The organism is Alphaproteobacteria bacterium, assembly GCA_015062495.1.
In the GTDB taxonomy this organism is placed as follows: Bacteria; Pseudomonadota; Alphaproteobacteria; order Rs-D84; family Rs-D84; genus Enterousia.
The window spans coordinates 200,527-224,847 of record SUUN01000001.1; the positions used below are offsets into that span (position 1 = coordinate 200,527).

The following is a 24,321-nucleotide window of genomic DNA, read 5'->3' on the forward strand; positions in this document are numbered from 1 at the left end:
CGATACCGGGACCCAGGTCATAGAAACCTTAGTATTTGTGCGCGTTTTACGCGCATGACCTGGGTTCTGGGGTCAAGCCCCAGAATGACAAAAACGTAAAACGTTTTTGTTAACTAAACTTTTATTTAGCGAAGTGTTTACCACTGGTCAGTGGTGGGGGATAGTTTTTTTGCAGTATTGTTATGAAAATTATTTTTTAATCAATGTTTTTGCCATTGTAATGGATTCAGGCGTGATTTCAGAGCCACTGATTATGCGGGCAACCTCGTTCACGCGTTCGTCACCAGTAATTTCGCAAACCGATGTCGTGGTTTTATCGTTGGCAACAGATTTAGATATCTTGAAATGACGTGTGGCAAAACCTGCGACCTGGGCAGAATGAGTTATAACCAAGGCCTGGTTCGATTGCGCCAGGCGATTTAGTCGCGCACCAACCGCCGATGCGGTTGCGCCACTGATGCCTGTGTCAATTTCATCAAATACAAATGAATGCATGTCATTCGTTCCCGCCAAAACAACACGCATCGCCAACATTAAACGCGCCAATTCACCGCCAGATGCCGCACGGTGTAGTGGCGCAAATGGCGAGCCTGGATTGGTTTTTATCATGAATACAACATCGTCAATCCCGGTTGCAGACGGCGTGGTCACTGACACATCAACCATAAAATCCGCCGCCCCCAGTTTTAAATCGGGTAATTCGGCCAATAAACATGTCCGTAATGTGTTCGCAGCATCCACGCGGGCCGCAGATAATGCCGCCGCCGCCGCATCAAATTCGGCACGACAACGGTTTACAACGCTTGTCATTTTTTTCAGTTCTGCATCTGAATTATCAATCGCGTTTAACTGATCCGTCATCTGGGCCAACATATTTGGTAATTCATCCGCCGGAACATGATGTTTGCGCGCGGCCGCGCGAATGGCAAACAGGCGTTCTTCGATTTCATCCAGGTTGTCCATATCCGTTGTTTCAGGGGTCAAAGACTGGGTTATTTGCGCAACAGATTCCGCCAAATCGTACAATTTATCAATCTGGGCAGAATATGGATTTTCATCGCCACGTATGCGCTGTAAAATATGCGCGACATTAAACAACTGGGCATCCAATGAATTGCCACGTGGCGATAAGGCTTCGAGTGCTTCGGACAAAATGGCGGCATTCTTTTCCGCGTTCATCATATTAGCACGACGTGTGGCAAATTCTTCTTCTTCGCCGGGCTGTGGATTCAGGGCGCGTAATTCGGCCACATTGTGTTCCAAATATTCGCGTTCAGATTCACTGCGTGCCAATAAATCACGCAATTCATTCAGACGTTTTTCCGCCGTATGATATGCCATATACGCTTCGCGTGTGCGTGATAGTAACGTTCCAAAGTCCGCAATGTTGTTTTGCGCAAATGTATCCAACGTAGGACGATGTGTCGATGGATTCAGCAATGTATGATTCGCAAACTGACCATGCATTTCGATTAATGTGTCGCCCACCGCCTTTAACGTTTTGACAGATACAGGTGTGTCATTTATCCATGCGCGCCCGCGACCGTCCTGGGACAATGTGCGACGCAGAATAAGACCGCCCGCACAGTCAATGTCATATTCAGATAATATTCCGGCCGCCGCCGATGGCGTCACATCAAATTCCGCCACAACGGACGCAGTATCACAACCATGACGGATTAAGCCCACATCAGACCGCGCACCCAATGCCAATGACAGCGCGTCCAGTAAAATACTTTTCCCGGCGCCGGTTTCGCCCGTTAATATGTTCAAGCCAGAACCGAATTCTAAATTCAGTTTTTCAATTAATACGATATTAGAAATGCTTAATCCAATTAACATGCCCAGATTATAGCGGTTTTACAGGTAATTTTTCCAGTGAAAAATCATGCGTCCATAATATGTATGCGCTGATTTTGTAATCTGGGTAAAGGGCGCGCAAAAGCGTCATATACTCGCGCAACTGAATTATGTATTTATCACGAAACGTATTATGATTTATGTCGGTTTTATAGTCCAAGATGGAAATCGATTTGGTGTCATCGTCAATGCGCAATCGATCGATGCGGCGACTGATGAAACGGTTGTTTATTGTGCCGGCAATCGGGACTTCAACACGCGAATTTGGCGCAAAAAATGGCACTAAATCAGGATTGTTTTGTATTAACTGTATCAACACAGCATCACCGCGCGTGTTTTGACCATCAATGACAATATGCTGTAATCGGCCATGCATTTGTGTGCCATGCGCCGTGGCGTGCATTGCGGAATCGTGCGCAGATAAAATATTATGCAATATCGTCATTTGTTATCCTGATATGTTCATGGGGGGTATCGGCCGCCAACACGCGCCACAATTGTGTGTGCCATGCGTTCTGGGGGGCGTTTTTATTTGGGGTATATCCGTATATGTACAGTTCATCGCGGGCACGGGTCATTGCAACGTACAACAGGCGATAATATTCCGCCGTGCGCACACGCATCAGCGCATCAGACGCATCGCGACGTTCGGCACTGGCGTCGCCACGGGGCGTCCACAACCATACGGGCATATCGCCGGATTTAATCGGCAAAATATTTTCGTTTTTTGGGGTGCGTACAGTATCAATTAAAAATACAACTGGGGATTCAAGACCCTTGCTGCCGTGGACGGTGACAATGCGAACACCATTTGATGCGTCCATGTCGCGTTTAATTTCACTGCCCCCGGTGATGAACCATTTCAGAAAATGATACAGTGTTCCAGGCTGGGTACGTTCGTATGCCAAACAGATTGTCATAAATTCAGCCAGAGGGTCAATAACCTGAGCGCCCAGGGATGATATAAATTTCTGACGCGTGTTATCAGAACTTAAAACGGAATCAAAAAATGAATATGGCGCAAGTTTCGATGCCCAGGTTTGATATTCAACCAGGCGCGAATAGATGTCTGGATACTGTTCTGATATAACTTCGAACACGGTGGTTGGGGACGCGTCTGGGTCGGCGCGCTTTAATTGTTTGTTTTTATCATTTTTGATTTTACAAAAATTAAAAATATCCAGTTCAGACAAACAGAAAATCGGACTTCTTAACACGCAGCATAAACTAAAATCATCGGCCGGATTCAGACACCAACGCGTCAAATTAAGCAGGTCGCGTATTGCCGGAAAGTTTGGCAAAACGATACGATCACTGCCGGCGACATCTATGCCGCGCCGCTTTAACGCAACGGTCAATGGCGACGCCATGGGATTACGCTGCTGAACCAGAACCATGATGTCGCGCGCCATAAATTTACCGGAATCAATTAATGTTTTTATTTTGTCGGCCACATCATCAATATATTGTTTGAGGGTGGTTTCGTCCTCTAATTTAGCAACCAGTTTGTGCAATTCAACCGCGCCGGGTGCATCCATGCGAAAACACTTATGTTCATTGTTCACAAAGCCAGAAATATCTATGACGCCAGCATCTGCAAAAAAGCGATCGACCGTTTTTAATATCGGGGTGGTGGAACGAAAACTCTGCGCCAATGGGATTTCGGCAATCGTGCGCATATTTTCAGCGATTTGTTCAGATATTGTATCGCGACTGAGTGCAAAAGCATGCGGATCTGCGCCTTGGAAGCCATAAATAGACTGTTTAGTATCCCCCACAATAAACAATGACCGCGGCGATTGACTGGTGTCGCCATCGGCAAAAAAATCACCCGCCAGCAAACGTAAAATATCCCACTGGGCGGGTGATGTATCCTGGGCTTCGTCCACCAGAATGTGAGATAGCGACAAATCAAGTTGCGACAAAACCCAACCCATGGTTGCCGAATTGGAAAATAATTTGCGCGTATATAAAATCAAATCATCAAAATCCAAAACATTGCGCATATGCTTTTGGCGTTTATATTCGTCTGCAAATGCCGCCGACAAATCAAATAACGCAACCGTATCGTTGAACAACATCTGGTTTGCATTAAACTGGTTTTGTATGTAAACACGATCCTGTTCGGCGACCAAATATTCTTTTTTAGAGACAAGTGATTTTTTTTCGCCAGTGGCCGTAAGATATGCAGTTTTGTATTTTTCAAAATCCGCAGTCGTATCAATATACTGTTTTGTTAAGTTAATAATATCGTCCAGGTACTTTGCCGGCTTTTTTGCGTTATTTTGGTCGTTTTGTGCCAATTCGATGATTTTTTTCAGATTTTCTGGGGTAACATCGGTGTTTTTATAGACATCCAAACCAAGAAAATCACGAGTCGTATCAATAAAGTATTCGCGATATTTATCAAGTTGTTCAATTTGAAAAAACTGCTTGTACTGGGAACTTAATATACCCAACAGGTCCGTCATATACGTTTCGGATATACGCCCCACAATATGCGAAAAAGCATCATAAACACGGGCGTTTTTACCAGGTGAATTAATCAAATTATTAAAGGCATCTTGTAATAACAATCGCTGGGCAGAATCAGATATCAATGTCCACGATGGGGACAGGCCCGCCTCTATCGGGAAGCGGTGCAAAACCTCTTCACAAAAACCGTGTATGGTTTTTATTTTTAAAATTTCGGGATTGTCGATAAACTGAAAAAATATTCCACGCGCGTGCGCAATATCAGCCGGTGTTGCTGGACGATTTATCGCAACACCATCCAATAATTCGATTAATTCATCATCACTGGCAACCGCCCATTCGCGCAGGGATTTTAATATACGATTGCGCATTTCGCCCGCACCCGCATTAGTATACGTCAGACACAATATTCCAGACGTGCCACAATCAGACGCACGGAATAAAATTCGCAATAAACGCTGGACCAGGACACTGGTTTTTCCGGTGCCGGCATTCGCTTGAACCCAAACGTTTTCCGTTGGATTCGCGGCCATGTCTTGTTCTGGTGAAAGTGTACGTTTTTTTGCCATTTATACCCTTGCATTGTCGTTTTGATTTTAGTATAAATCCAATGGAACTGCAAGTTATATAAAAATCTGCACTTGGATTCAGGGGGAAGGAATGGAAATCACACAAGCATTATTAATTGGTGGAGCAATTTTAGGCGTACTGCTGACGATTACGCTGGGGGTATTGTTTTTTGTATCCAGAAAATCACAGAAAATTATGGAATCTTTGTTAATGATTATGACGCGCCCCGAACGCGCCAAGGTCGCGGACGCTGTACGTGTATTAAACACGTTGTTGGCAGACGAAATTAACAAACTGGAACAAAGTTTTCAAACGATGCGCGATACCCTGAACACACAAATCGCGTATGCAGACGAATTAAAAAAAGTACTGACCACACAGAACGAAAAACTGGTTGCCACCGCAGATGATGCAACAAAAAAAATCGCCAATATGTCAGGACGACTGGACAATACTGTGGCAGGACTGGGACAAATCGTAGATTCAAAATCATGGACAGATGTGGAAAATTCCACAGACAGATTTATGACATCGGTTAATGGACTGTTGGGACGCATAGACCAAACATCACAAGACACAACCGAACGTACGACACAAATCCAAACACAGATAGACGCATGGATAGAAAGCGGCAAAGAATTATCAGAAAATCTGAAAAACGAATTTAATAACAACGCCGAACAGATGAAAAACCTGGCCGGTGATACAGAAACAATGCAATCCAGGTTGTCCGAACTGTCAAAATCGGTGGCAGACGGATTTAGCGAAGTAAAAACATCCGCATCTAATTATGAAGATGTCATGATAAGAAATGACAGATTATTAGACGGCCACCTGGATAAACTGGCTGAATTTAGCAAACAATCAAAAAAACAATTAACCAGCCAGATGAACACACTGACCAACACTGCCAATGTCGTTGCGGGCCAGGTAAGATTGGCAGAATCGTCAATCGACAAACAGACACGCCGCCTGACCGATGCAGTAGAGACGTTAATGACAACCGCCACAGGGACGGAAAATTCAGTGCGTGGCATATCAACCGAACTCGCAACGCTGACCAATCGATTTGATGGCGAAATAAAAGAATTTGCAACCGGCGTCGTATCAGAATTAAAGACAGTATCGGGCGTTGCAAATGCAACACTTGAAAATACCAAGACGGCGGCAAGCGCATTCAGTGAATCTGTACGCGCGATGGCAACTGGGGTTCGCGAAACACTGATTGAAATGAATACAGCGCATACACAATTATCGGGACAATCTGAAAACCTGATTAAGATGTCTGCGGAAACAACCGCACAGTTGCAGCCACTGTCTGCGTTGATTGAAAAATACTATTCCGCCCTGCCCGACCTGTCACGTGGCAGTGTCGAAGCCAGCCAAACACTGGAACAGATTGTTGGCAGTCTGAACGAAAAACTAAATCAGATGAAGACCACCGTTGCGGAATCAACGACCGCGATTTCAGATTCTGCGATAAAGTTGGAAGATTTGGCCGGCGCATCGCGTCAGCAGATGATCGATTTAATGTCAGACTATGCCAAGGCGGTTAACACCATGCAGACATTGAACAAACAAATGATGGTGGCGCGCGCATCCGCGCCAATGGACGCAATTAAATCCGCGCCGACGGAATCTTTTGGTCATGTCAGCAGCCAGGATTTTTTGAATCAAAGCGACAAAATGTTTGAAAAACTGCACGAACAGTCAATGGATTTAACACGTGCAGCCGGCGCAGAAATTCCAGACGTTGTATGGAAAAAATATCACGGTGGCGACAAAACTATATTTTCGAAATGGCTGGCCAAGATGCTGAATGCAGCAGACAAAAAACGCATCAAGGAAATGCTAAAAGGCGACGCGGTATTCCGTTCCCAGGCGACACAATTCGTGCGCAGTTTCGACAAAATATTGGCACGAGCGCAGCAAACCGATAATGCAGACCGGGTATCGGCAGCACTGATAAAAACCGAACCAGGCCAGATTTATATCGCATTGAAAAACTATGTATAAAAACCCGTTTGACGAGCGCATATAATCCTGATGCGCCTGTGGTAAACCAATTAAAAATCCCGCCGAATGGCGGGATTTTTAATTAGTCATCGATAACACTGTATTCACAGAAGCCTTCGTTTGTATCACAGCGGGAAATTGTCCCTTCGCTGATGAAATAGCCCTGTTCGTGCAGACATGCTGGGCATACAGATGGCGCTTCGGTCCCGATGTGCCACATGCCACAGTTTGTGCAACGCCACATAACAATTTTATCTTGCTTAAACAATGTGCCGTTTTCAATTGCATCAATCAATGCGCGGAAACGTGATTCATGATAACGTTCCGCATAGCCGATATTTTTCAGGATTTCAGCGATTGCTGGGAAGCCTTCTTGGGCGGCAATTTGTGCAAATTTTGGATACATTTCTGTATTTTCTTCGTGTTCGCCATAGGCAGCAGCCTGCAAGTTTTCCAATGTAGTGCCGATTTTGCCCGCAGGGAATGACGCGGTTATTTCCAGATCGCCCCCTTCTAGGAATTTAAACAGACGGGATGCATGTTCTTTTTCTTGGTCCGCAGTTTCCAGAAAGATTTTGGAAATTGCCTGATAGCCGTCTTTTTTTGCCTGGGACGCGTACATTGTGTAACGATTGCGTGCCTGGGATTCGCCGGCGAATGCAATTAATAGATTTTTTTCAGTTTGTGTACCTTTTAATGATACCATAGGTGCTTCTCCTTTTGCTGTTTTTTTGTTCGTAGATGGATTTTACCAGACGATATATCAAAAATCAAAAAATTATTTCTTTTGACGTGCCAATTGATTTTTACAGGCATGGGCATGAATTAAATCCATGTATTCATCGTATAATTTTATACCAAGAAAAGCGCGCGCCTGTTCAATTGTGTTCCCATATGACCAATAAGTGCCATTATCGGTCGTATATTTTGCCACTATATATTTCGCGCCATCTAAAATATATTTACCATAGCAATTTTCAGACACCAACCAGGCCGAATAAAATTCAAAATGGTTCTTTTCCCGATGGGGCAACACAGCTTCCAAAACAAATTGTTTATCCCTAACATCTTGGATTTTATGCGGAAAAGGGTTTTGAACGCGCCACAACCCCGCCACAAATTCAACCTGGGACAACTTTACAGACGTTAACGGCACAGTTGTGTTATCAGATGTATACGCATGTACGCCCGCACGTCTGTCACGATTAAAATCGCGAAATTTGTCCATTATATTTGTATGCGTGGCAAACTTATTTTTGTACTGTGTCATTTTCAAGCCCCAAGAACTTCTTTTCTATGGCGGCAACCAACTCCGGAATCCCTACTCTCCCTGCTGCGCTGATGGTTAATATTTCAGGTTTCTTTTTTCGGCCAAACGATTTCTTGAACGCGGTCATTTTTTCAGACAATTCGTCGGCGTCAATCGCATCAATTTTATTTATTACAACCATTTCAGGCTTGGCAACCAAGTCGCCACCATACGAATCCATTTCATGGCGAATTGCCGCATAGCGCGCCACCCAATCAGGTTCTGTGCCGTCAATAACATGCAATATCATTTTTGTACGTTCAGCATGCCCCAAAAACTGGTCGCCCAGGCCGACGCCGGTATGCGCCCCTTCGATAAGGCCGGGCAAGTCAACCAAAACAAATTCGCGGTCGTGCGCGTACATGACACCCAATTGCGGATTTAATGTAGTAAATGGATAGTTTGCAATTTTTGGGCGCGCCGCCGTCACCGCAGACAACAACGTCGATTTGCCTGCGTTCGGAAAGCCAACAAGTCCAATATCAGCAATCAGTTTCAGGCGCAGAACAACCGTGCGTTCTTCACCCGGCAGGCCATCGTTGGCCTGTTTCGGGGCGCGGTTTGTAGGGCTTTTAAAATGCAGATTGCCCCACCCGCCATTTCCGCCACGCGCAGCGCGATATTCCATACCGTCTTCGTTAAGGTCTGCGTATTCGATTTCTTCGTTTTCTGACAAAATCACCGTTCCTGTCGGCACAGGCAATACCAATGTGTCACCCGATGCGCCCGTGCGCATTTTACCCATACCATTTTCACCACGTTGGGCCACGAATTTCGTTTTATAGCGATAATCAATCAGCGTGTTCACATTTGGCACAGCAACAAACACTACATCACCACCGCGACCGCCGTCACCGCCGTTTGGGCCACCAAACTCGATATATTTTTCACGTCTAAAACTGGCCGAACCGTTTCCGCCATCGCCCGCCTTGACATAAATTTTTGCACGATCTAAGAACTTCATTTTATTTACCTTTGCGCACATTATAATCTAAAAACTTGCAATTTCCAGTCTAAAACACTATAATAAGTGGGCCGAATATGGTGATGATTCTGAATCCGTTGTGAAATAGTCATTTTGGACTGGGGGGCGGTACCCCACAGCTCCACCATCTGATACGACTGGGGGTCGTATTTGATTATGGGGCTGACATAGATTCGACAGGTGATGAAAGACAAATTGGGTGAATCCGACATGGCGTCGTTAAAAGCCAACTAAAAACTGAATGGCGATAGAATCGCTGCGAACGACAATGTTCGCCTTGCAATGGCTGCCTAATATGGCGTTGAATATGGTTGGCAATTGTTGACCACATTCGTTTTAGTTATTGCGGGGTCGCCCGATACCTGGCACCAGAAATCGGGCATTTTGATTTATTACAATAAATATGGAAAGGACATAAAATGTTTGGAAAAATTAAAAAGATATTCTTTACAGGCGTATTTGGTGTTTTATACATTTCATTCATTGCACAGTTGGTCTATGTTTTGGGCTGGGTCGCAGGTATTGAAAATAAATTAATTGGGTTGGGTCTGCTGACACTGGAATGGCTGGTTTTGATTGCGGCACGCTATTTATCAAAGCGTTCCAGCAACAGCGCACAGCACAGTAATGGATTCCGCCGTCGCTAAGAAAAAAAACTGAAAGACCGCCGATTGGCGGTTTTTTCTTTTTTATCGTCTAAAAATATGATATAATACCAGGTATGAAACGGATTATTTTGCCCCTGATGGGTATGATGGTGATTTTGGCGGGCTGTCAGTCATCATCGAACGAAGTTATTGATCAATCAAATATCGCAGATTCGTGCATTGGCGCGAATTGCGCAGTGGTGCGCTATGCATCGCCAAACGGTAATGATTTGGTATTGGAAACAGCCAAACATGTTATTGAAATTCAGGCACCGGCCGACGTACCATATTCGTACTATGTGTGGGCGGGCGATAAAAAGGTGTCAGACGATCCGGACTTGATTGTCGAAGATGGAAAATCAATGGTTTTGGTCGAAGAATAATTATGCTTTATACAAAAAATCCCCCAAATTGGGGGATTTTTAATTCTGGTGGGTTAGGTAGGACTTGAACCCACGACCAAAGCGTTATGAGCGCTCCGCTCTAACCACTGAGCTACTAACCCACGGCGCACATTATATATAATTTATAAAATCATGCAAGATAAATTTTTACAATTGCATTATTCTTGACTTAGAAAATATTGACGATAAAATATATTTGGCAATAAAATATACAAAATGACCGACAGACAAACATTGAAATTTTATCACCGCGCAATATGCGATACTACCCGGAACATCCGCCACGTAGATGTCCCGGTTATTCGTGGCACAAACAGCCGGATTTTTATTGTCGACACAACCGATATGGGACGCGTTGTATTTCGATTTAATCCGCGACACGTTGCGCATCGCAATCACGACATTAGCCAGGTTTTACAGGCGCATAACATCCCAGTTCCAACTGTAAAACTGAACCTGTACCAAGGACAGTATTTTGAAACATATCCATATGCACCGGGACAAACGTTTCAGGAATGTCTGGACGCGGGTATGTCCAGTTCGGAAATCAGGGACGTCTATGAAATGATGGCATACCAAGTAAAGAAAATGTCAGAAATCCCGCTGCACAATTTCAGAAATATTGAAAACAAAAACTGTTCAGCCGTCGCACAATCTAATGTGGTAACCAAGAAAGATTCTTGGGCACTGGGCCAGTGTGTCAAATACGGCACAAAGTTATTAAACGCCGGCCACCAAAGCATTTGCCATTGCGATTTAACACCACGCAATATCGTACTGAATGATGACAAACAAATTTCATCCGTTTTGGATTTAAACGCCGTATCAGTCGCCAACATTAACTTTGCACTGGCAATCACAGGGTTATCATTACGACGAAATAAACTGAATCGATATGAATTTTACAGCATTTGCGACGATGTGTTGCCAGGACGGTTGCAACCAGTACGCCTGAGCATAACAGAGCAAATATGTGGATTATATTTTCGCGGATATTGCAAATAATATGAAATTACACAGCGATGCATTTTATCATTCCGCAATCAAAAACGCATTCCCAAATTCGTGGAATCTGCGCACACCACACGTCCCAGGTGGAGTCAGCCCTGTATTCATGTGCGACACACCATGCGGAACTTATGTATGCCGGTTCAGCGACTATGATATAGTATTTCGCAACCACCGGGTAAGCAATTTACTGGCACTGCACGACATCCCAACGCCACGCACCACAATACACGCGTATCTGGACAGTTGGTTTGAATCATACGAATATTGCCCGTCGCCAACATTCTTTGAACGCGCTGAAAAGTCTATGTCAGACGCAGAAATTTTTGACATCTATAAACAAGCCACAGATATTCAACGCCAGATTTCCGATATTCCCCCAGCGGATTTTAAACCAGAACGCGGCAAGTATATGCATGAAATATTTACCACAACCCAAAAGATGCGCGTCCATCCAATTTTGGCACATACGTACGGGTTTGTGCATCGTATGTTTTCCAACAATGGCACAATGCGAATTTTTCATAATGACCTGAACAGCAAAAACATACTGGTTGACGATAATCTGCGCGTATCACGATTAATCGATTTAGACGCAATCGCACTGTGCAACGAGAGTTTTTCAGTACTGATGACATTGCGAACATATCCACTGAACAACTATGACGAGTATATGGATTATTACGAAGACACAATGCAACGTCGGATAAACCGTCGCGCAATTGTGGGTGGCCTTGGATTTTTGAATGCGATACGCGAACCCCAAGTGGCCCTGAACCGATTGTTGTGGCACGGATACAACACCCCGCCCAGCCGTTAAAGACACCTTGCATTTCGTTGCAAAACATTTATAATAATCAACACTGCACCCGTGGCTTAATTGGATAGAGCATCGCCCTCCGAAGGCGGGGATTGCGCGTTCGAATCGCGCCGGGTGCGCCATAATTGCAACCGACCGAATGGTCGGTTTTAATGTTTAAAACATATTACTAAGGACATATAGCATGGCAAAGATATTTCTGATATGTGGATTCCTGGGGGCGGGCAAAACAACCATTTCAAAACAACTGGCCAAACAGTATGATGCAGAATATATGAATGTTGATAACCACGTAATGCAAATGTTTGCGCGTGACGAATATGAAAGCAACTGGGAAAAATGTTTTACCACAGCAGAAGATGATTTATGGCAAAAAATTCAACTGTGCGCACAATCGAATAAAAATGTTGTCTTTGATGTTGGATTTTGGACGCGCAAATCGCGTGACGCCGCGCGTGCACGCGCCAGACAAATTGGGATGACACCAATTGTATATTACGTTTATGCACCAGACGAAATCTTAAAGGAACGCATCGCGCAACGGCCGGGCAAAATCGCAGAAAACAACATCAAAAACTTTGATACAATTAAACAAATGTTCGAAGAACCCCAGGCAGATGAAGATTTTATACGCATTGATAATTATTAGGCAAAACCGCCCGTTGTGGGCGATTTAAGATTTTAATTTCCTGGCGGAGATGAATTCCTGTCCTCGATACGCAATAATAAAAATCAAAAAAATCTCGCCTGGTCGATTTTTTTAGATTTTTCTAATCGCGCATTATCGTATTCGCCATGCGCTGCGCTCTGGCGCATCCCTTCATCTCTGCTAGGTTAAAATCAAAACCGCCCGTTGTGGGCGGTTTAAGATTTTAATTTCCTGGCGGAGATGAAGGGATTCGAACCCTTGATACCCTTGCGGGTATACTACATTTCCAATGTAGCGCACTAGACCAACTATGCGACATCTCCGGATCTAAATTATTCTGCGTCTGCGGTGGCGGCTTCAACCGCTTCGTCAACCGTGATTGAGCCAGGTTCATCGTCAGCCAAGGTCGCTTCTAATTCTGCGTCGATTTCACGCAGCAATGGATCTTCGCTGCCAATTTCCAGGGATTCAGCACCATCAGCGGCAGATGGGGCATCCTTGTAAGACTGAACAAATTCGTGACGAACCGCGTTCACATCCAGATTTCCACTGGCAATTTCACGCAGGGCAACAACTGTCAATTTATCGTTGTTTTTTGCGACCACAGGTTCTGCACCACCGTTCAGGTCACGAACGCGCTGGGATGCCAGCATACCCAGTTCATAACGGCTTTCTACGTATGGTAATGTATCAGAATTTGTTGTGCGTGCCATTTTAATTCCTTTGTTGAAATCGTTTTCAGTCAGGCTATAATGCCATTCGGATGGTCAAAATGCAAGCAGAAAATAAAAAAAGTAATATTAAAACACTATCTTTTGGATGTCGGCTGAACGCGCTGGAATCAGAAAAGATTCAAAATATGTTAAGCCCGCACGTAAATACGGCCATTGTTATTAATACCTGTGCCGTCACAGCCGAAGCCGAACGCCAATCAGGCCAAGCCGTACGACGCATAGCGCGCGAAAATCCAAACGCACCGCTGTTTGTGACGGGATGTGCGGCGACACGCAATCCAGAACTGTTTGCGAAAATCCCGAACACAGTTGTGATTTCCAATGCCAACAAAATGAAATTAGACGAATATATCGGGGGTAAAATCGATATAAAAAAACCGGAAATCACAATATTTAATCAAGTTGACACAAGATTATCCAAGCAGTTTGTTCAGATTCAAAATGGTTGTAATCATAACTGTGCGTACTGTATCACGCGTCAGTTACGTGGTGCGGCAGTATCATTTGAATACGCAGATATTTTAGCCGACGCACGGCGCGCCGTGGAAAATGGGTTTGGGGAAATCGTGCTGACGGGGGTAGATTTGGCATCCTATGTCAAGAAAGATGGCGACCAGGTTTGTTTGATTTCAGATTTATGCAAACGTCTGTTGGCGGATGTGCCGGGGATTGAACGGTTGCGTCTGTCATCGGTTGACCCGGCGGTGCCGGACATTGACAATGTCATTGATTTGATTTTAAGCGACAAACGCATGATGCCGCATCTGCACTTTTCTATGCAGTCGGGGTCGGATACGATATTAAAGTCTATGGGTCGGCGACATACGGCGCAACGGGTGCGTAATTTGGTAAAGCGTGGCATGGGGAAAATTACATTTAGTTGGGATATTATTTGCGGATTTCCGGGCGAATCAGAGGAATTGTTCCAAGAAACGTTGGATTTAGTGCATGAAACCAAACCGATTAAGATTCACGCTTTTCCATTTTCCCCCCGACCGGGAACACCAGCCGCCGATATGCCAAATCAGGTAAATCGCGCAATTTCCAAAGAACGCGTACGCACAATAAATGACGTTGCGAACGCAAACCGTGCGGAATTTATGCAGGAACAAATTGGCAAGACAGTCCAGGTTTTAATGGAAGAAAACAATATCGCCCGTTGCCCACACGACATTGCCGTGAAAATTGATGGGTGTGCAATTGCGCCACGCACAATTTGCGATGTGAAATTAATCGATGTTGCGGATGATTATTTTATTGGCATTATGATTTAGAATTGTTAATATCAAAACCATGAAAAAGAAATTATTTGCTTTATTTTTAATACTGATTATGGGCGCGGCAAATGCCGCAGAATTCAAGACCAAGGCGAAGTCTGCATTTCTGATTGACTATGATTCAGGGGTGGAAATTGTCGCTAAAAATGCAGACACACTGATGCCGCCATCTTCGATGATTAAATTGATGACGCTGGCGGTGTTGTTTGATGAATTAAAGGCAGGCAATATCACAATGGATACGCGATTTCCGGTTGGGGAAAATGCGGACTATAACCGACCAGAGTGGTATCCAGCCAGTAAGATTTGCCTGGTCGCAGGACAGACGATTAGTGTGCGTGATTTGGTGCTGGGACTGATTGTGCTGTCGGGGGGCGACGCATCGGTTGTTGTGGCCGAACAATTGGCCGGGTCTGAGATGGCATTCACTGCAAAAATGACCGAAAAAGCACGCAGTATTGGAATGGAACAGTCCACGTTTGGTAATGCAAGTGGCCTGCCCGATCCGAATAATTTAATGACCAGTCGCGAATTGGCGATATTGGCAGAACATCTGATATCAGATTATCCAGACATTTATCCAATGTTTGCAACAAAACGGTTTGAATTTAAAGAACACAAAACCGATTGGTGTCGCGAATGGGGGCGAACACACACATTGAACTATAATAAATTATTGTTCAATATGCGTGGCGCAGACGGCATGAAAACAGGTCACACAAGTGACGGCGGATATGGCATGGTTGCCAGTGCCAAGGTTGGTGGGCGTCGCCTGATTGGTGTTATCAACGGATTCCGCGGCAAAGGGCACGATGCATTGGCGGGCGAAATGAAAAAGTTGTTGGAATTTGGATTTGCGAATACAGTCAGCAAGGTATTCTATCAACCTGATGATGTAGTCACAGAAATTCCAGTTTGGTACGGTCGCAAAAAAACGGTAGAGGCAACCGTAGCAAAACCGTTTGCAATAACAGTAGATAAAGAAGTCGGGATTAAGAATGTTCGCGTCCTGGCGCGTTTTAACGAGCCAGTGACCGCCCCAATACAGGCAGGCGATGAAATTGGACAACTGATTGCCGAACAAAATGGACGCGTTATCGCCAGTGCGCCATTGGTTGCAAAAGATAAAGTCAGCAAGACACAATTCTTGGGGCGCGCGTTCAAAAATATCAAGGTAATATTTGGATGGGAATAAGATATGGCACCACGAAAAAAACCGGTAAATGAATATAACTTTCCACATCCGATGGATAACGAACACTTGGTCGGGCATGCGGATACACTGCGCAGTTTTATGAATGCGTGGGAACAACGCGACACACATCCAATTCATCCGGTATGGATGCTGACCGGACCGATGGGTATCGGCAAGGCAACATTGGCATACAAAATCGCAAAAATGGTTTATGGGAATGTTGGGGATTTCTTTATCGTGGATATCGACCGAAATATCGACAAAGACGGCAAACCCAAACCAGACGGCAAGGTGATTTCGGTCTATACCGTACGCGCAATGATTGACAAGATGCAGATGTCGTCTATGTCGGGGGATTGGCGCGTGATTTTGATTGACTCGGTCGATCAATTAAACACCGCGGCATCAAATGCGATATTAAAATTACTGGAAGAGCCACCCGCCAAGACATTGTTTTTGTTGGTGGTGCATCAATTGGCAAATGTGTTGCCGACGGTGCGTTCGCGTGCACGTGTTGAAAAGATGCGACCACTGACCATTTCACAGTTGCGTGAATTGTGTGTAAAGTTTATTCCAGATGATGAAATCAGCACAGAAACACTGAAACTGAGCAACGGCAGTTTTGGAAAGATTGCAAACTTGAAAAAATCAGGCGGGGATGTAATCTATGCGGAACTGATTGAAAAACTGGGCGACAAACGCACGACCAGTTCAGATATTATGGCAATATCACGAAAAATTGCGCCATATCCAGAACTGCATGGAATTTTGTTGGATGCAATTGCATACTTTGGATTGGCAGAGATGTATCCGGTGGCCACACGCGCAATCGCAGATGTCAAGAACGTATATCTGGAACCTGAGGTTGCGATATTTAAAATCATAATGGAAATTAGAAAATGTTTATAGATACACATTGTCATCTGACGGATAAATATGCGGACGGTACAGATGGCGTTATTGCACATGCAATGGATAATGGCGTTGGTGTGATGATTTGTCCCACCGCAGATCCGACCGATATTCCGGCGGCATTAAAACTGGCCGAAACGTACGATAATATATTTTGCACAATTGGAATACATCCAGAATACGCAGATGTGGATGCAACAAAATACCTGACGGATTCTGTTATGACCCATTCGCGTGTTGTTGGCGTTGGTGAAATCGGATTGGACTATCACTATAATTCAGACAATCGCAATCAACAAATTAAATTGTTTGAACAGCAGTTGGAAATTGCAAAAAAATACGCCCTGCCCGTGGCGATACATACGCGCGAAGCCGAAGAAGACACAGCCGCAATTTTAACGGGCGATGTAGGTGGCGTTATGCACTGCTTTACCAGTTCGTGGGATTTGGCGAAAAAGATGCTGGACCGTGGTTTTATGTTTTCCGCCAGTGGAATTTTGACATTCAAAAATGCAGACGAAATTCGCGAAACTTTTTCGAAAATTCCAATTGACCGAATTGTTATTGAAACAGATGCGCCATACTGCGCGCCTGTGCCATATCGCGGCAAGGTTTGCGAACCTGCGATGGTAATCGAGACGGCGCGGGTTTTGTCCCAGATACACGGCATATCAATGGACGAATTGGAAACAACATTGGTGGACAATGTAAAAAAATTATATCCAAAAATTCAAATATAATATACGAATAAAAAAATCCCCGGATGGGGGATTTTTTATTTCTTGCGATAGGTTGCAACCTCGACAAACATGATGTGAACCTGGCGTTCCACGTCACGTCTTTTCTGTTGGGCGGCTATGCGTTCACGCTTTTTGCGATCGGCGACCGTTTTTTGGGTTCGTGGTTGCGCATTCATACGACGTTCAGCCTGGTACAATTCCAGACCACGGATGTATGAATTATTTTCATACAGGGCATCTTTTAGTATTTTTTGTGCACGATTTTTAGAACGTTTTGGGCCATTCTGGCAATATTCCGACAGATAAACAGCAATACGATTTACAAGCGCTTTGATAAATTGCAGGTTCGTCGAATTGGAATCATGTGAATCCAACAGGCGAATATATAACTTAGTTTGTTTGATGATGAATTTTTCTTTGTCTTCGTTCCATGGGTGTAACGTTTGCCATGCCAATTTCTTGGCCTCGATGGTTGGCAAATTACTGTCGCGTTTGCCCAGACCGAATTCCTTATAAAACTCTTCGGATATCCATGCGATATATTTCTTTAACGCGCGATCCGCCATTGTTTCGCCGTTTTTATCCATACGTGATTTTTTCTGCATATTTGCCCCCTGGTTTGTTTTACCAGTGTAAATATAGCCAAAATAAATTGTTTGTCAACAAAAAGATTATTTTCTTTTCGCTTTTCGTTTCTGCATAACGTGGTATTCCAGCTGTATTGCCGTACCAATACCAGATTCATGCATTTTTTTGGAAAAAGCGGTACAGTTATGAAATTCTGTTTCCAGTGTGCCCCAGCCCGAATATTCCCAATCAATCAATCCAACAATGTTCATTGTACGCGGGTCTACTATAATGTTGTTGCAGATGTCATTGTGATTCCAACCGTCGCCATCACCGTTTTTCAAATCAGCCAATTCGACAGGGTCGGCATTATGCATTGCATTAATAAATTCAGCCAATTGTTTTCCCCAACGCCAGCCATTCTTGGTAATTGTGCGCAGGGACATACGGTTTAGATTCTTGCCTGGGATAAAATTATATTTATAAAAGGTATATCCACAGGATTCAATAATATCAATTTTTGGAATACGAATTGGAACAATTGGCCCAAAGGCGTCTGTTATACGCTTTTCCCGCATGATTTTTTCAATGGGGATATCCTTGTCATAATATTTGCGGATTTTGCAAACATATTTATTGTTCACAATAAAATCAATATTCCACCCACCCTTAATCACGCGAATATGCCGGAATTCGTTGTGTGGCAAAGCCGCCCTGAGTGCGCGGAATTTTTTACGATAATCGTACAGTTCTTTGCGTCGGATGGTATTGCGCCATTTGCGCACTGGAATAAAATGCACCAGGAAATCATAAATCTCAAAATATAAACGCCACAACACTTTACAAACCCTTGCCAAATTTATGCCATAAATGGTATTGAAAAAAATGAAAAAAACAAGTACTTTATGAATATGTTTAATTCAGGCACGGTTGTAAAGGTTTTAATATCTAATATTCCAAACGGCGGATACGATTATCGTTTAACCGCACCGGCGGATATTGGCACTTTTGTATCTGTGCGCGTTATGAACCGGCCATGCGTCGGGGTCGTGTGGGGCATAGGCGACAGTAATTTGCCAGATGAAAAAATTCGCGACGTGTCCGTTGTTCATGACGCGAAATTGAATATAACTGATTTACAGTGGATCAAGCGGATGGCCGACTGGACACTGATTCCGGCTGGGATGGTGTTACGGTTGATTATCAATATACCAGATGCGTTTTCACCCCCACGGATGGAGGCATTGTATTCTTTTAACTTTGACAGTGATACACGTATGACACAAAATCGGATGGCGGTAATGGATGCATTTTCGTCGAACGACAACGATCCGATGACCGTGTCTGATATTCAAAATATAGCGCGCGTATCCGCCGCCGTTGTGCGAACCATGATAAAAAACGGCACATTGATATCCGCCGGGGAACAGGTAAAAGCAAAACAATTTGAACCCTGTGTTTATCAAGATTCTGGGGATATCGTATTAAATAGCGAACAGCAAAATGCCGCCGATGTAATTGGATGCGCAATCGAAAATGGCGGTTTTTCAGTACACCTGTTGGATGGAATCACAGGCAGTGGCAAAACCCAGGTATATTTTGACGCCGCGTGGCGCGCGTATAAAAAAGGCAAGTCAGTATTGCTGATGATGCCGGAAATTGCACTGACCGCGCAGTTTATGTCGCGATTTGAATCACGATTTGGCGCACCGCCTGTTGTTTGGCACAGCAATCTGACCGCAGCGCGACGACGCGATATTTGGCACGGGGTTTTAAGTGGTAAAATTAAAATGGTGGTGGGAACGCGCAGTGCGTTGTTTTTGCCATGGGGGGATTTAGGCCTGGTCGTTATTGACGAAGAACACGACACGTCGTACAAACAGGAAGATATGGGGAACTATCATGCGCGCGATATGGCCATACTGCGTGCAAAAATTGCTGGATTTCCCGTTGTACTGGCCAGTGCGACACCTGCAGCCGAAACAATCGAAAACGTAAACATTGGCAAGTATACGCGCCTGAAATTAACATCACGATTTGGGGGCGCGCAAATGCCCACAATAACAACAATTGATTTGCGCGAAAATCGACCGACACCATACACCGTGAACGACGCCGAACAAACTGGATTTTTATCTGCGCTAATGTGCGATGCTATATCAGAAACACTGGCCGCGGGGCAACAGGTAATGCTGTTTATAAACCGGCGGGGATTTGCACCAATTGTGCAGTGTAAAAAGTGCGGATGGACGGCGACATGTCCAGATTGCAGTGTTGGAATGACATATCATAAACGCGTTGGCAAATTATTGTGCCACATGTGTGGACGAACCGCGCCATTGGCCAAGGCGTGCCCAGAATGTGGCACAGACGTATCGATGCGCGGGGTGGGATTGGAAAAAATCCAAGAAGAAGTTAACATGCGATTTCCAAATGCACGGACAGCGTTGGTTTCCAGCGACATTATTACATCGCGCCAGGCGTTGGAACGATTGGTGCACAAAATGGAAAATGGGGAAATCGATATTGTTATTGGTACGCAAATACTGGCCAAGGGGCATCATTTCCCCAATCTGACACTGGTGGGGGTTGTAGATGCGGATATGGGACTGTTTGGGACAGATTTTCGTGCCGCGGAACATACATTCCAACAATTATTCCAGGTTGCGGGACGTGCAGGACGCGGTTCAACCCCAGGACGCGTTTTAATGCAAACGTATCAACCCGATCATCCGGTTTTAACCGCGATTTGTTCAGGGGCACGCGACGAATTTATGGCGGGCGACATGGCGGGGCGGCGGGCGGCAAAAATGCCACCATATGGGCAATTAATTGCGATTATCGTAGAAGGCGAACGTGAAGCCACACTGATGAAATACTGTAATGATTTAGCAGCGGCGGCACCGACACTGAACGGGGCAAAGATTATGGGGCCGATTGCCGCCCAGATTTATCAGATACGAAATTGGTACCGTATGCGATTCTTGGTCGCGGGGGGTGCGACGGCGGCATTGCAACCGGCGGTGGCACACTGGCTGGGCAAGGTTAAGCAACCTGCAAATATTCGCGTCAAGATTGATGTAAACCCGATTAATTTTATGTGAACAAAAAAATCCGCAATTATGCGGAATTTTTTATGCCGTCTGCAATCAACATGGCGGCATCACAATCGCCGGGACACCATAATTTATCGGCAGATTTCAAATCTGCAATCATACGTTCGCGTTTTGATGGGATTGTTAGTTGCTGAACCGCGTCAATGATATTATCGGTTGTTGCGGCCGGGCCCAAAAATTCAGGATACACCGTGCGCTGTAACAGGATGTTAACCAATGACACCCACTGTGTCTGAATTAACATACGGCCAATCCAGGTTGTGATTGCATTCATTTTATAAACCACAATTGTTGGCACGTGCAACATCGCCAATTCCGCCGAAACCGTACCGCTGGCCGCGATTGCAATATATGTTTTCGAATAAATATCATAGCGTTCGGACGCCGGAACAAGTGTTGGACGAACGCGCCAATCGGCGGTTTCATTACGGATGTATTCAGCCGTTGTTTCCACGGTTGGTATTACAAATTTATACCCCACATAGCCATCCCGCGCCAGACGATCGGCAACATCATGCATAAGTGGTAATAGTTTTTTTACTTCGGACATTCTGCTGCCTGGGACAAGGGTAATGATTTTTTCGGTCGTTTTTTTTGCGCGTTTATTCGCACCAATCAGCGCACCCGCAATCGGGTGGCCAACCGCAACCGTTTCCAGGCCGTGTTTGGTGAAATATGGTACTTCGAATTCAAAAAATGCATATAACTTATCAAATATTTTTGCGTATTTCTTGGCACGTCCGGGACGCCATGCCCATACCTGGGGGGCGACAACGTGATGAAATTTCATGCCATCTGCAATCAGTTTTTGACCCGCGGGGGATTTTCGAATCTGCTTAATCACGGACTTGATAAAACCAGGGGCATCAATTGACACAACAACATCAGGTTTATTTTCAATAATCGCGTCGGCCGTCTGTTTAATGCGACGCGTCAATGTGCGGGCGTGCGCCAAAACTTCGACAATGCCCATAACCGCCAGGTCAGACATCGGAAACAATGACCGCAACCCCGCCGCCGTCATATTTTCGCCACCAATGCCGATAAAATTGGTGTCTGGCATATTGGACATAATACGACCGCCCAGGACGTCACCTGATACTTCGCCGGCGATAATAAATACAGTCTGTTTTTTATTCTGCATTTTTGGATGTGCCAATTCCGCGCTTTGAACGATTTTCAATAAAGTCGATTGCGTCCATTGCGTATTTGTTATTCTTGACTTCCTTGCGTACTTTGGCCAGGCGTTCAGACACCGTGCCGTCGCCCCCGTTAAACACAGCGGAATATACGCTGTGGATGGCGTGCATATCTTCGTTTGTAAATCCGTGGCGCATTAATCCAACACGATTAATGGTTCGGTATACGGCGCGCGGACTGCCGTCATAAATGGCATATGGTAATACATCGTTACCAACGCCCGACATGCCACCAATAAACGCATTACGACCAATGCGTGCGAACTGCAAAACCATTGCGCCACCACTTATAATTGCGAAATCTTCAACCTCTACATGGCCGGCAAGTTGCACCAAGTTGGACATAACAACACTGTTACCAACGCGACAGTCGTGCGCAACGTGCGCGTTAACCATAATCTGGCAATCATCGCCAATCACAGTTCCATCAGACGCAGGTGTGCCCGAATGAATGGTTGCATATTCACGAATCTTGCAACGTTTGCCAATGCGGACACCGGTCATGGTGGCTTCGTCCTGCCACTTTAAATCCTGGCTCATTACGCCGACGACGGCAAATGGATAGATAATAGAATCATCGCCGATGGACGTTTTCCCTTCGACAACAACATGTGAAACCAATTCGACGCGATCGCCCAAGACCACGTTCGCACCCACAATGCAATATGGGCCAATTTTACAATCTGCGCCCAGTTTTGCGTCTGGATGAATAATTGCTGTTGGATGTATAGCCATAATAAAACCCGTTTTTTTAATTACTAACGGGTTGAATAATATATTATATCAATATAAATTGTTATTAAATAAATATAACCAATTATAACAAACGCTTGCTTTCAGCCCAAATTTTTATATCTGACGCGTTCGTCCAATACAAAATACCAATCGACGTTATTACCGGCATAACCGTTATTGCGCCAAACATCATCAGCGCAATCGCAAAATATTTATCGCCCAGAACAGGATTTACAACATCTGTGTGCCATACAGACATTGCAATGGACAGGAATACCGCAATCATTGTGCCGATGAATACTGGGACTGCTTCGGTCAAAATAAACAAGGCAACGCCCAATGCGCACACAACACGCATCAGCCATTTCAGTTTAATGTATACACTGTGACGGATTTTGCCGCGTGGATTTATATTCTGGACCGCAATCGTCGTCATGCATGCGCCCCCCAGAATCAACATAGCCAGCAAATGCACCACCGTCAGGTTGCCCAGTTGTCCAAAACGAAAAAATTCAGGCTGCATTAAAATCGCAATTGCGACCATCATCATAATTAAGACAGAACCACCGAATGGACGCATTTCCCCACGCGCAATGCGCCCCAGCAATACCCCCAGTATTAATGCGCCAATCTGTAATAGTGGCCCCCACCATGCGTGCGTGTCCGACGCACCAACCACAACCAACAAACCAATAATCAACAGCCAACGCCACCAATTCATATGTGGTATAATACGTTCATGTAAATGTGATGACACAAACAAAGATGTCAAAAACAAAATTGTCGCCATCATCATTGGCAATACAGATAAACTGTCACGCAGAACAGCATAATTGCCACCAAACAAAATAGCCCACACACACGTCAGGCCAGCGACCCACATTGACGCACGGTTTATCAGGTTTTGTTTATTCCACCCAATTCGGGTCATAATTGTGTCTGCGCACCAATATACAACAACAAACAAAGGCAGTGCCAAAATTGACCACCACAAGAATGCCGGCATCCATAATGCAGCGTTGTTGAATGCGCTGATGGCACTTTCGACGATGATTATATCATTTAACATATACTTGCCTTTTGTTTTTGTTGTTTTATTATAA

Annotated in this window: 23 protein-coding genes, 3 tRNA genes and 1 other RNA gene; 13 read left to right on the forward strand and 14 right to left on the reverse strand. The window is 44.8% G+C overall.

Features of this window, described 5'->3' with window-relative positions; all coding sequences use genetic code 11:
* Positions 1 to 189: 189 nt before the first annotated feature.
* The 3 genes from recN to E7008_00935 are packed head-to-tail and all read right to left on the reverse strand — an operon-like array spanning position 190 to position 4,904.
* The gene (gene recN / locus E7008_00925; protein MBE6456493.1) at positions 190 to 1,842 is read right to left on the reverse strand and encodes a DNA repair protein RecN; all 1,653 of its coding nucleotides are present in this window, start codon (positions 1,840 to 1,842) and stop codon (positions 190 to 192) included.
* A 7-nt stretch (positions 1,843 to 1,849) separates the two neighbouring features.
* Positions 1,850 to 2,305, reverse strand: coding sequence for a hypothetical protein (locus E7008_00930; protein ID MBE6456494.1), 456 nt, complete (start codon positions 2,303 to 2,305; stop codon positions 1,850 to 1,852).
* A complete protein-coding gene (locus E7008_00935; protein MBE6456495.1) occupies positions 2,289 to 4,904 on the reverse strand; it encodes a hypothetical protein in 2,616 nt (871 codons plus the stop codon). Before E7008_00935 ends, E7008_00930 begins: the two co-directional genes overlap by 17 nt.
* A gap of 91 nt (positions 4,905 to 4,995) precedes the next feature.
* Here E7008_00935 and E7008_00940 point away from each other — a divergent pair, with 91 nt between their 5' ends.
* On the forward strand, positions 4,996 to 6,921 hold the full coding sequence (locus E7008_00940) for a hypothetical protein (protein ID MBE6456496.1): 1,926 nt from the start codon (positions 4,996 to 4,998) through the stop codon (positions 6,919 to 6,921).
* Between the two features lie 82 nt (positions 6,922 to 7,003).
* Here the strand turns inward: E7008_00940 and E7008_00945 are convergent, their stop codons facing one another.
* The 3 genes from E7008_00945 to obgE form a co-directional block, all read right to left on the reverse strand.
* Entirely contained in the window at positions 7,004 to 7,627 is a 624-nt protein-coding gene (locus E7008_00945) for a rubrerythrin family protein (GenBank protein MBE6456497.1), read from the reverse strand.
* Positions 7,628 to 7,699: 72 nt separating this feature from the next.
* Positions 7,700 to 8,191 (reverse strand): hypothetical protein, encoded by a 492-nt coding sequence (locus tag E7008_00950; GenBank protein MBE6456498.1) that lies wholly within the window; start codon positions 8,189 to 8,191, stop codon positions 7,700 to 7,702.
* Positions 8,172 to 9,194 carry a GTPase ObgE gene (obgE, locus tag E7008_00955; protein MBE6456499.1) on the reverse strand — a complete coding sequence of 341 codons (1,023 nt, stop codon included), beginning with the start codon at positions 9,192 to 9,194 and terminating at the stop codon, positions 8,172 to 8,174. Before obgE ends, E7008_00950 begins: the two co-directional genes overlap by 20 nt.
* Positions 9,195 to 9,225: 31 nt before the next feature.
* On the opposite strand from obgE, the gene ssrA reads away from it, so the two are divergent.
* From ssrA to E7008_00970, 3 genes are all read left to right on the forward strand, one after another.
* Positions 9,226 to 9,599, forward strand: a transfer-messenger RNA (tmRNA) gene (ssrA, locus tag E7008_00960).
* A gap of 35 nt (positions 9,600 to 9,634) precedes the next feature.
* Positions 9,635 to 9,862 (forward strand): hypothetical protein, encoded by a 228-nt coding sequence (locus E7008_00965; protein MBE6456500.1) that lies wholly within the window; start codon positions 9,635 to 9,637, stop codon positions 9,860 to 9,862.
* A 74-nt stretch (positions 9,863 to 9,936) separates the two neighbouring features.
* Positions 9,937 to 10,245: a hypothetical protein gene (locus E7008_00970; GenBank protein ID MBE6456501.1), complete on the forward strand. Its 309-nt coding sequence runs from the start codon at positions 9,937 to 9,939 to the stop codon at positions 10,243 to 10,245.
* A 46-nt stretch (positions 10,246 to 10,291) separates the two neighbouring features.
* Here E7008_00970 and E7008_00975 read toward each other — a convergent pair.
* Positions 10,292 to 10,367 (reverse strand) — tRNA-Met (locus E7008_00975).
* Between the two features lie 115 nt (positions 10,368 to 10,482).
* Between E7008_00975 and E7008_00980 the strand changes: the two genes are divergently transcribed.
* The 4 genes from E7008_00980 (at position 10,483) to E7008_00995 (ending at position 12,743) form a co-directional block, all read left to right on the forward strand.
* Positions 10,483 to 11,271: an aminoglycoside phosphotransferase family protein gene (locus E7008_00980; protein MBE6456502.1), complete on the forward strand. Its 789-nt coding sequence runs from the start codon at positions 10,483 to 10,485 to the stop codon at positions 11,269 to 11,271.
* Between the two features lies 1 nt (position 11,272).
* Positions 11,273 to 12,094 (forward strand): hypothetical protein, encoded by an 822-nt coding sequence (locus E7008_00985; protein ID MBE6456503.1) that lies wholly within the window; start codon positions 11,273 to 11,275, stop codon positions 12,092 to 12,094.
* 45 nt (positions 12,095 to 12,139) lie between these two features.
* Positions 12,140 to 12,216: transfer RNA gene (locus E7008_00990), tRNA-Arg, on the forward strand.
* Positions 12,217 to 12,278: 62 nt separating this feature from the next.
* Entirely contained in the window at positions 12,279 to 12,743 is a 465-nt protein-coding gene (locus E7008_00995) for an ATP-binding protein (GenBank protein MBE6456504.1), read from the forward strand.
* Between the two features lie 232 nt (positions 12,744 to 12,975).
* Here the strand turns inward: E7008_00995 and E7008_01000 are convergent.
* A tRNA-Ser gene (locus E7008_01000) sits at positions 12,976 to 13,066 on the reverse strand.
* Between the two features lie 9 nt (positions 13,067 to 13,075).
* Positions 13,076 to 13,456, reverse strand: coding sequence for a DNA-directed RNA polymerase subunit omega (rpoZ, locus tag E7008_01005; protein MBE6456505.1), 381 nt, complete (start codon positions 13,454 to 13,456; stop codon positions 13,076 to 13,078).
* A 50-nt stretch (positions 13,457 to 13,506) separates the two neighbouring features.
* Here rpoZ and E7008_01010 point away from each other — a divergent pair, with 50 nt between their 5' ends.
* Genes E7008_01010 through E7008_01025 form a run of 4 tightly spaced genes read left to right on the forward strand, consistent with a single transcriptional unit; the run spans position 13,507 to position 17,601 of the window.
* Positions 13,507 to 14,751: a MiaB/RimO family radical SAM methylthiotransferase gene (locus tag E7008_01010; protein ID MBE6456506.1), complete on the forward strand. Its 1,245-nt coding sequence runs from the start codon at positions 13,507 to 13,509 to the stop codon at positions 14,749 to 14,751.
* A gap of 19 nt (positions 14,752 to 14,770) precedes the next feature.
* On the forward strand, positions 14,771 to 15,949 hold the full coding sequence (locus tag E7008_01015) for a D-alanyl-D-alanine carboxypeptidase (GenBank protein ID MBE6456507.1): 1,179 nt from the start codon (positions 14,771 to 14,773) through the stop codon (positions 15,947 to 15,949).
* A gap of 3 nt (positions 15,950 to 15,952) precedes the next feature.
* A complete protein-coding gene (locus E7008_01020) occupies positions 15,953 to 16,858 on the forward strand; it encodes an AAA family ATPase (GenBank protein MBE6456508.1) in 906 nt (301 codons plus the stop codon).
* Entirely contained in the window at positions 16,849 to 17,601 is a 753-nt protein-coding gene (locus tag E7008_01025) for a TatD family deoxyribonuclease (GenBank protein MBE6456509.1), read from the forward strand. The genes E7008_01020 and E7008_01025 overlap by 10 nt, the downstream gene beginning before the upstream one ends.
* A gap of 35 nt (positions 17,602 to 17,636) precedes the next feature.
* Here E7008_01025 and E7008_01030 read toward each other — a convergent pair whose 3' ends face one another.
* Together E7008_01030 and E7008_01035 are read right to left on the reverse strand one after the other, a co-directional pair.
* On the reverse strand, positions 17,637 to 18,206 hold the full coding sequence (locus E7008_01030) for a hypothetical protein (protein ID MBE6456510.1): 570 nt from the start codon (positions 18,204 to 18,206) through the stop codon (positions 17,637 to 17,639).
* A 66-nt stretch (positions 18,207 to 18,272) separates the two neighbouring features.
* Entirely contained in the window at positions 18,273 to 19,007 is a 735-nt protein-coding gene (locus E7008_01035; GenBank protein MBE6456511.1) for a hypothetical protein, read from the reverse strand.
* 66 nt (positions 19,008 to 19,073) lie between these two features.
* On the opposite strand from E7008_01035, the gene priA reads away from it, so the two are divergent.
* A complete protein-coding gene (gene priA / locus E7008_01040; GenBank protein ID MBE6456512.1) occupies positions 19,074 to 21,272 on the forward strand; it encodes a primosomal protein N' in 2,199 nt (732 codons plus the stop codon).
* A 16-nt stretch (positions 21,273 to 21,288) separates the two neighbouring features.
* Here priA and lpxB read toward each other — a convergent pair whose 3' ends face one another.
* The 3 genes from lpxB to E7008_01055 form a co-directional block, all read right to left on the reverse strand.
* Complete coding sequence (lpxB, locus tag E7008_01045; GenBank protein ID MBE6456513.1) at positions 21,289 to 22,428, reverse strand: lipid-A-disaccharide synthase; 1,140 nt, start codon at positions 22,426 to 22,428, stop codon at positions 21,289 to 21,291.
* Positions 22,418 to 23,218 carry an acyl-ACP--UDP-N-acetylglucosamine O-acyltransferase gene (gene lpxA / locus E7008_01050; protein MBE6456514.1) on the reverse strand — a complete coding sequence of 267 codons (801 nt, stop codon included), beginning with the start codon at positions 23,216 to 23,218 and terminating at the stop codon, positions 22,418 to 22,420. Before lpxA ends, lpxB begins: the two co-directional genes overlap by 11 nt.
* An 82-nt stretch (positions 23,219 to 23,300) precedes the next feature.
* Entirely contained in the window at positions 23,301 to 24,287 is a 987-nt protein-coding gene (locus E7008_01055; protein MBE6456515.1) for a hypothetical protein, read from the reverse strand.
* Between the last annotated feature and the right edge of the window lie 34 nt (positions 24,288 to 24,321).

What these genes read in the sequence shown, in the direction of transcription:
- recN (MBE6456493.1), bottom strand. Translation starts at nt 1,842, where the DNA reads ATGTTAATTGGATTAAGCATTTCTAATATCGTATTAATTGAAAAACTG.
- E7008_00930 (MBE6456494.1), bottom strand. Translation starts at nt 2,305, where the DNA reads ATGACGATATTGCATAATATTTTATCTGCGCACGATTCCGCAATGCAC.
- E7008_00935 (MBE6456495.1), bottom strand. Translation starts at nt 4,904, where the DNA reads ATGGCAAAAAAACGTACACTTTCACCAGAACAAGACATGGCCGCGAAT.
- E7008_00940 (MBE6456496.1), top strand. Translation starts at nt 4,996, where the DNA reads ATGGAAATCACACAAGCATTATTAATTGGTGGAGCAATTTTAGGCGTA.
- E7008_00945 (MBE6456497.1), bottom strand. Translation starts at nt 7,627, where the DNA reads ATGGTATCATTAAAAGGTACACAAACTGAAAAAAATCTATTAATTGCA.
- E7008_00950 (MBE6456498.1), bottom strand. Translation starts at nt 8,191, where the DNA reads ATGACACAGTACAAAAATAAGTTTGCCACGCATACAAATATAATGGAC.
- obgE (MBE6456499.1), bottom strand. Translation starts at nt 9,194, where the DNA reads ATGAAGTTCTTAGATCGTGCAAAAATTTATGTCAAGGCGGGCGATGGC.
- E7008_00965 (MBE6456500.1), top strand. Translation starts at nt 9,635, where the DNA reads ATGTTTGGAAAAATTAAAAAGATATTCTTTACAGGCGTATTTGGTGTT.
- E7008_00970 (MBE6456501.1), top strand. Translation starts at nt 9,937, where the DNA reads ATGAAACGGATTATTTTGCCCCTGATGGGTATGATGGTGATTTTGGCG.
- E7008_00980 (MBE6456502.1), top strand. Translation starts at nt 10,483, where the DNA reads ATGACCGACAGACAAACATTGAAATTTTATCACCGCGCAATATGCGAT.
- E7008_00985 (MBE6456503.1), top strand. Translation starts at nt 11,273, where the DNA reads ATGAAATTACACAGCGATGCATTTTATCATTCCGCAATCAAAAACGCA.
- E7008_00995 (MBE6456504.1), top strand. Translation starts at nt 12,279, where the DNA reads ATGGCAAAGATATTTCTGATATGTGGATTCCTGGGGGCGGGCAAAACA.
- rpoZ (MBE6456505.1), bottom strand. Translation starts at nt 13,456, where the DNA reads ATGGCACGCACAACAAATTCTGATACATTACCATACGTAGAAAGCCGT.
- E7008_01010 (MBE6456506.1), top strand. Translation starts at nt 13,507, where the DNA reads ATGGTCAAAATGCAAGCAGAAAATAAAAAAAGTAATATTAAAACACTA.
- E7008_01015 (MBE6456507.1), top strand. Translation starts at nt 14,771, where the DNA reads ATGAAAAAGAAATTATTTGCTTTATTTTTAATACTGATTATGGGCGCG.
- E7008_01020 (MBE6456508.1), top strand. Translation starts at nt 15,953, where the DNA reads ATGGCACCACGAAAAAAACCGGTAAATGAATATAACTTTCCACATCCG.
- E7008_01025 (MBE6456509.1), top strand. Translation starts at nt 16,849, where the DNA reads ATGTTTATAGATACACATTGTCATCTGACGGATAAATATGCGGACGGT.
- E7008_01030 (MBE6456510.1), bottom strand. Translation starts at nt 18,206, where the DNA reads ATGCAGAAAAAATCACGTATGGATAAAAACGGCGAAACAATGGCGGAT.
- priA (MBE6456512.1), top strand. Translation starts at nt 19,074, where the DNA reads ATGAATATGTTTAATTCAGGCACGGTTGTAAAGGTTTTAATATCTAAT.
- lpxB (MBE6456513.1), bottom strand. Translation starts at nt 22,428, where the DNA reads ATGCAGAATAAAAAACAGACTGTATTTATTATCGCCGGCGAAGTATCA.
- lpxA (MBE6456514.1), bottom strand. Translation starts at nt 23,218, where the DNA reads ATGGCTATACATCCAACAGCAATTATTCATCCAGACGCAAAACTGGGC.
- E7008_01055 (MBE6456515.1), bottom strand. Translation starts at nt 24,287, where the DNA reads ATGTTAAATGATATAATCATCGTCGAAAGTGCCATCAGCGCATTCAAC.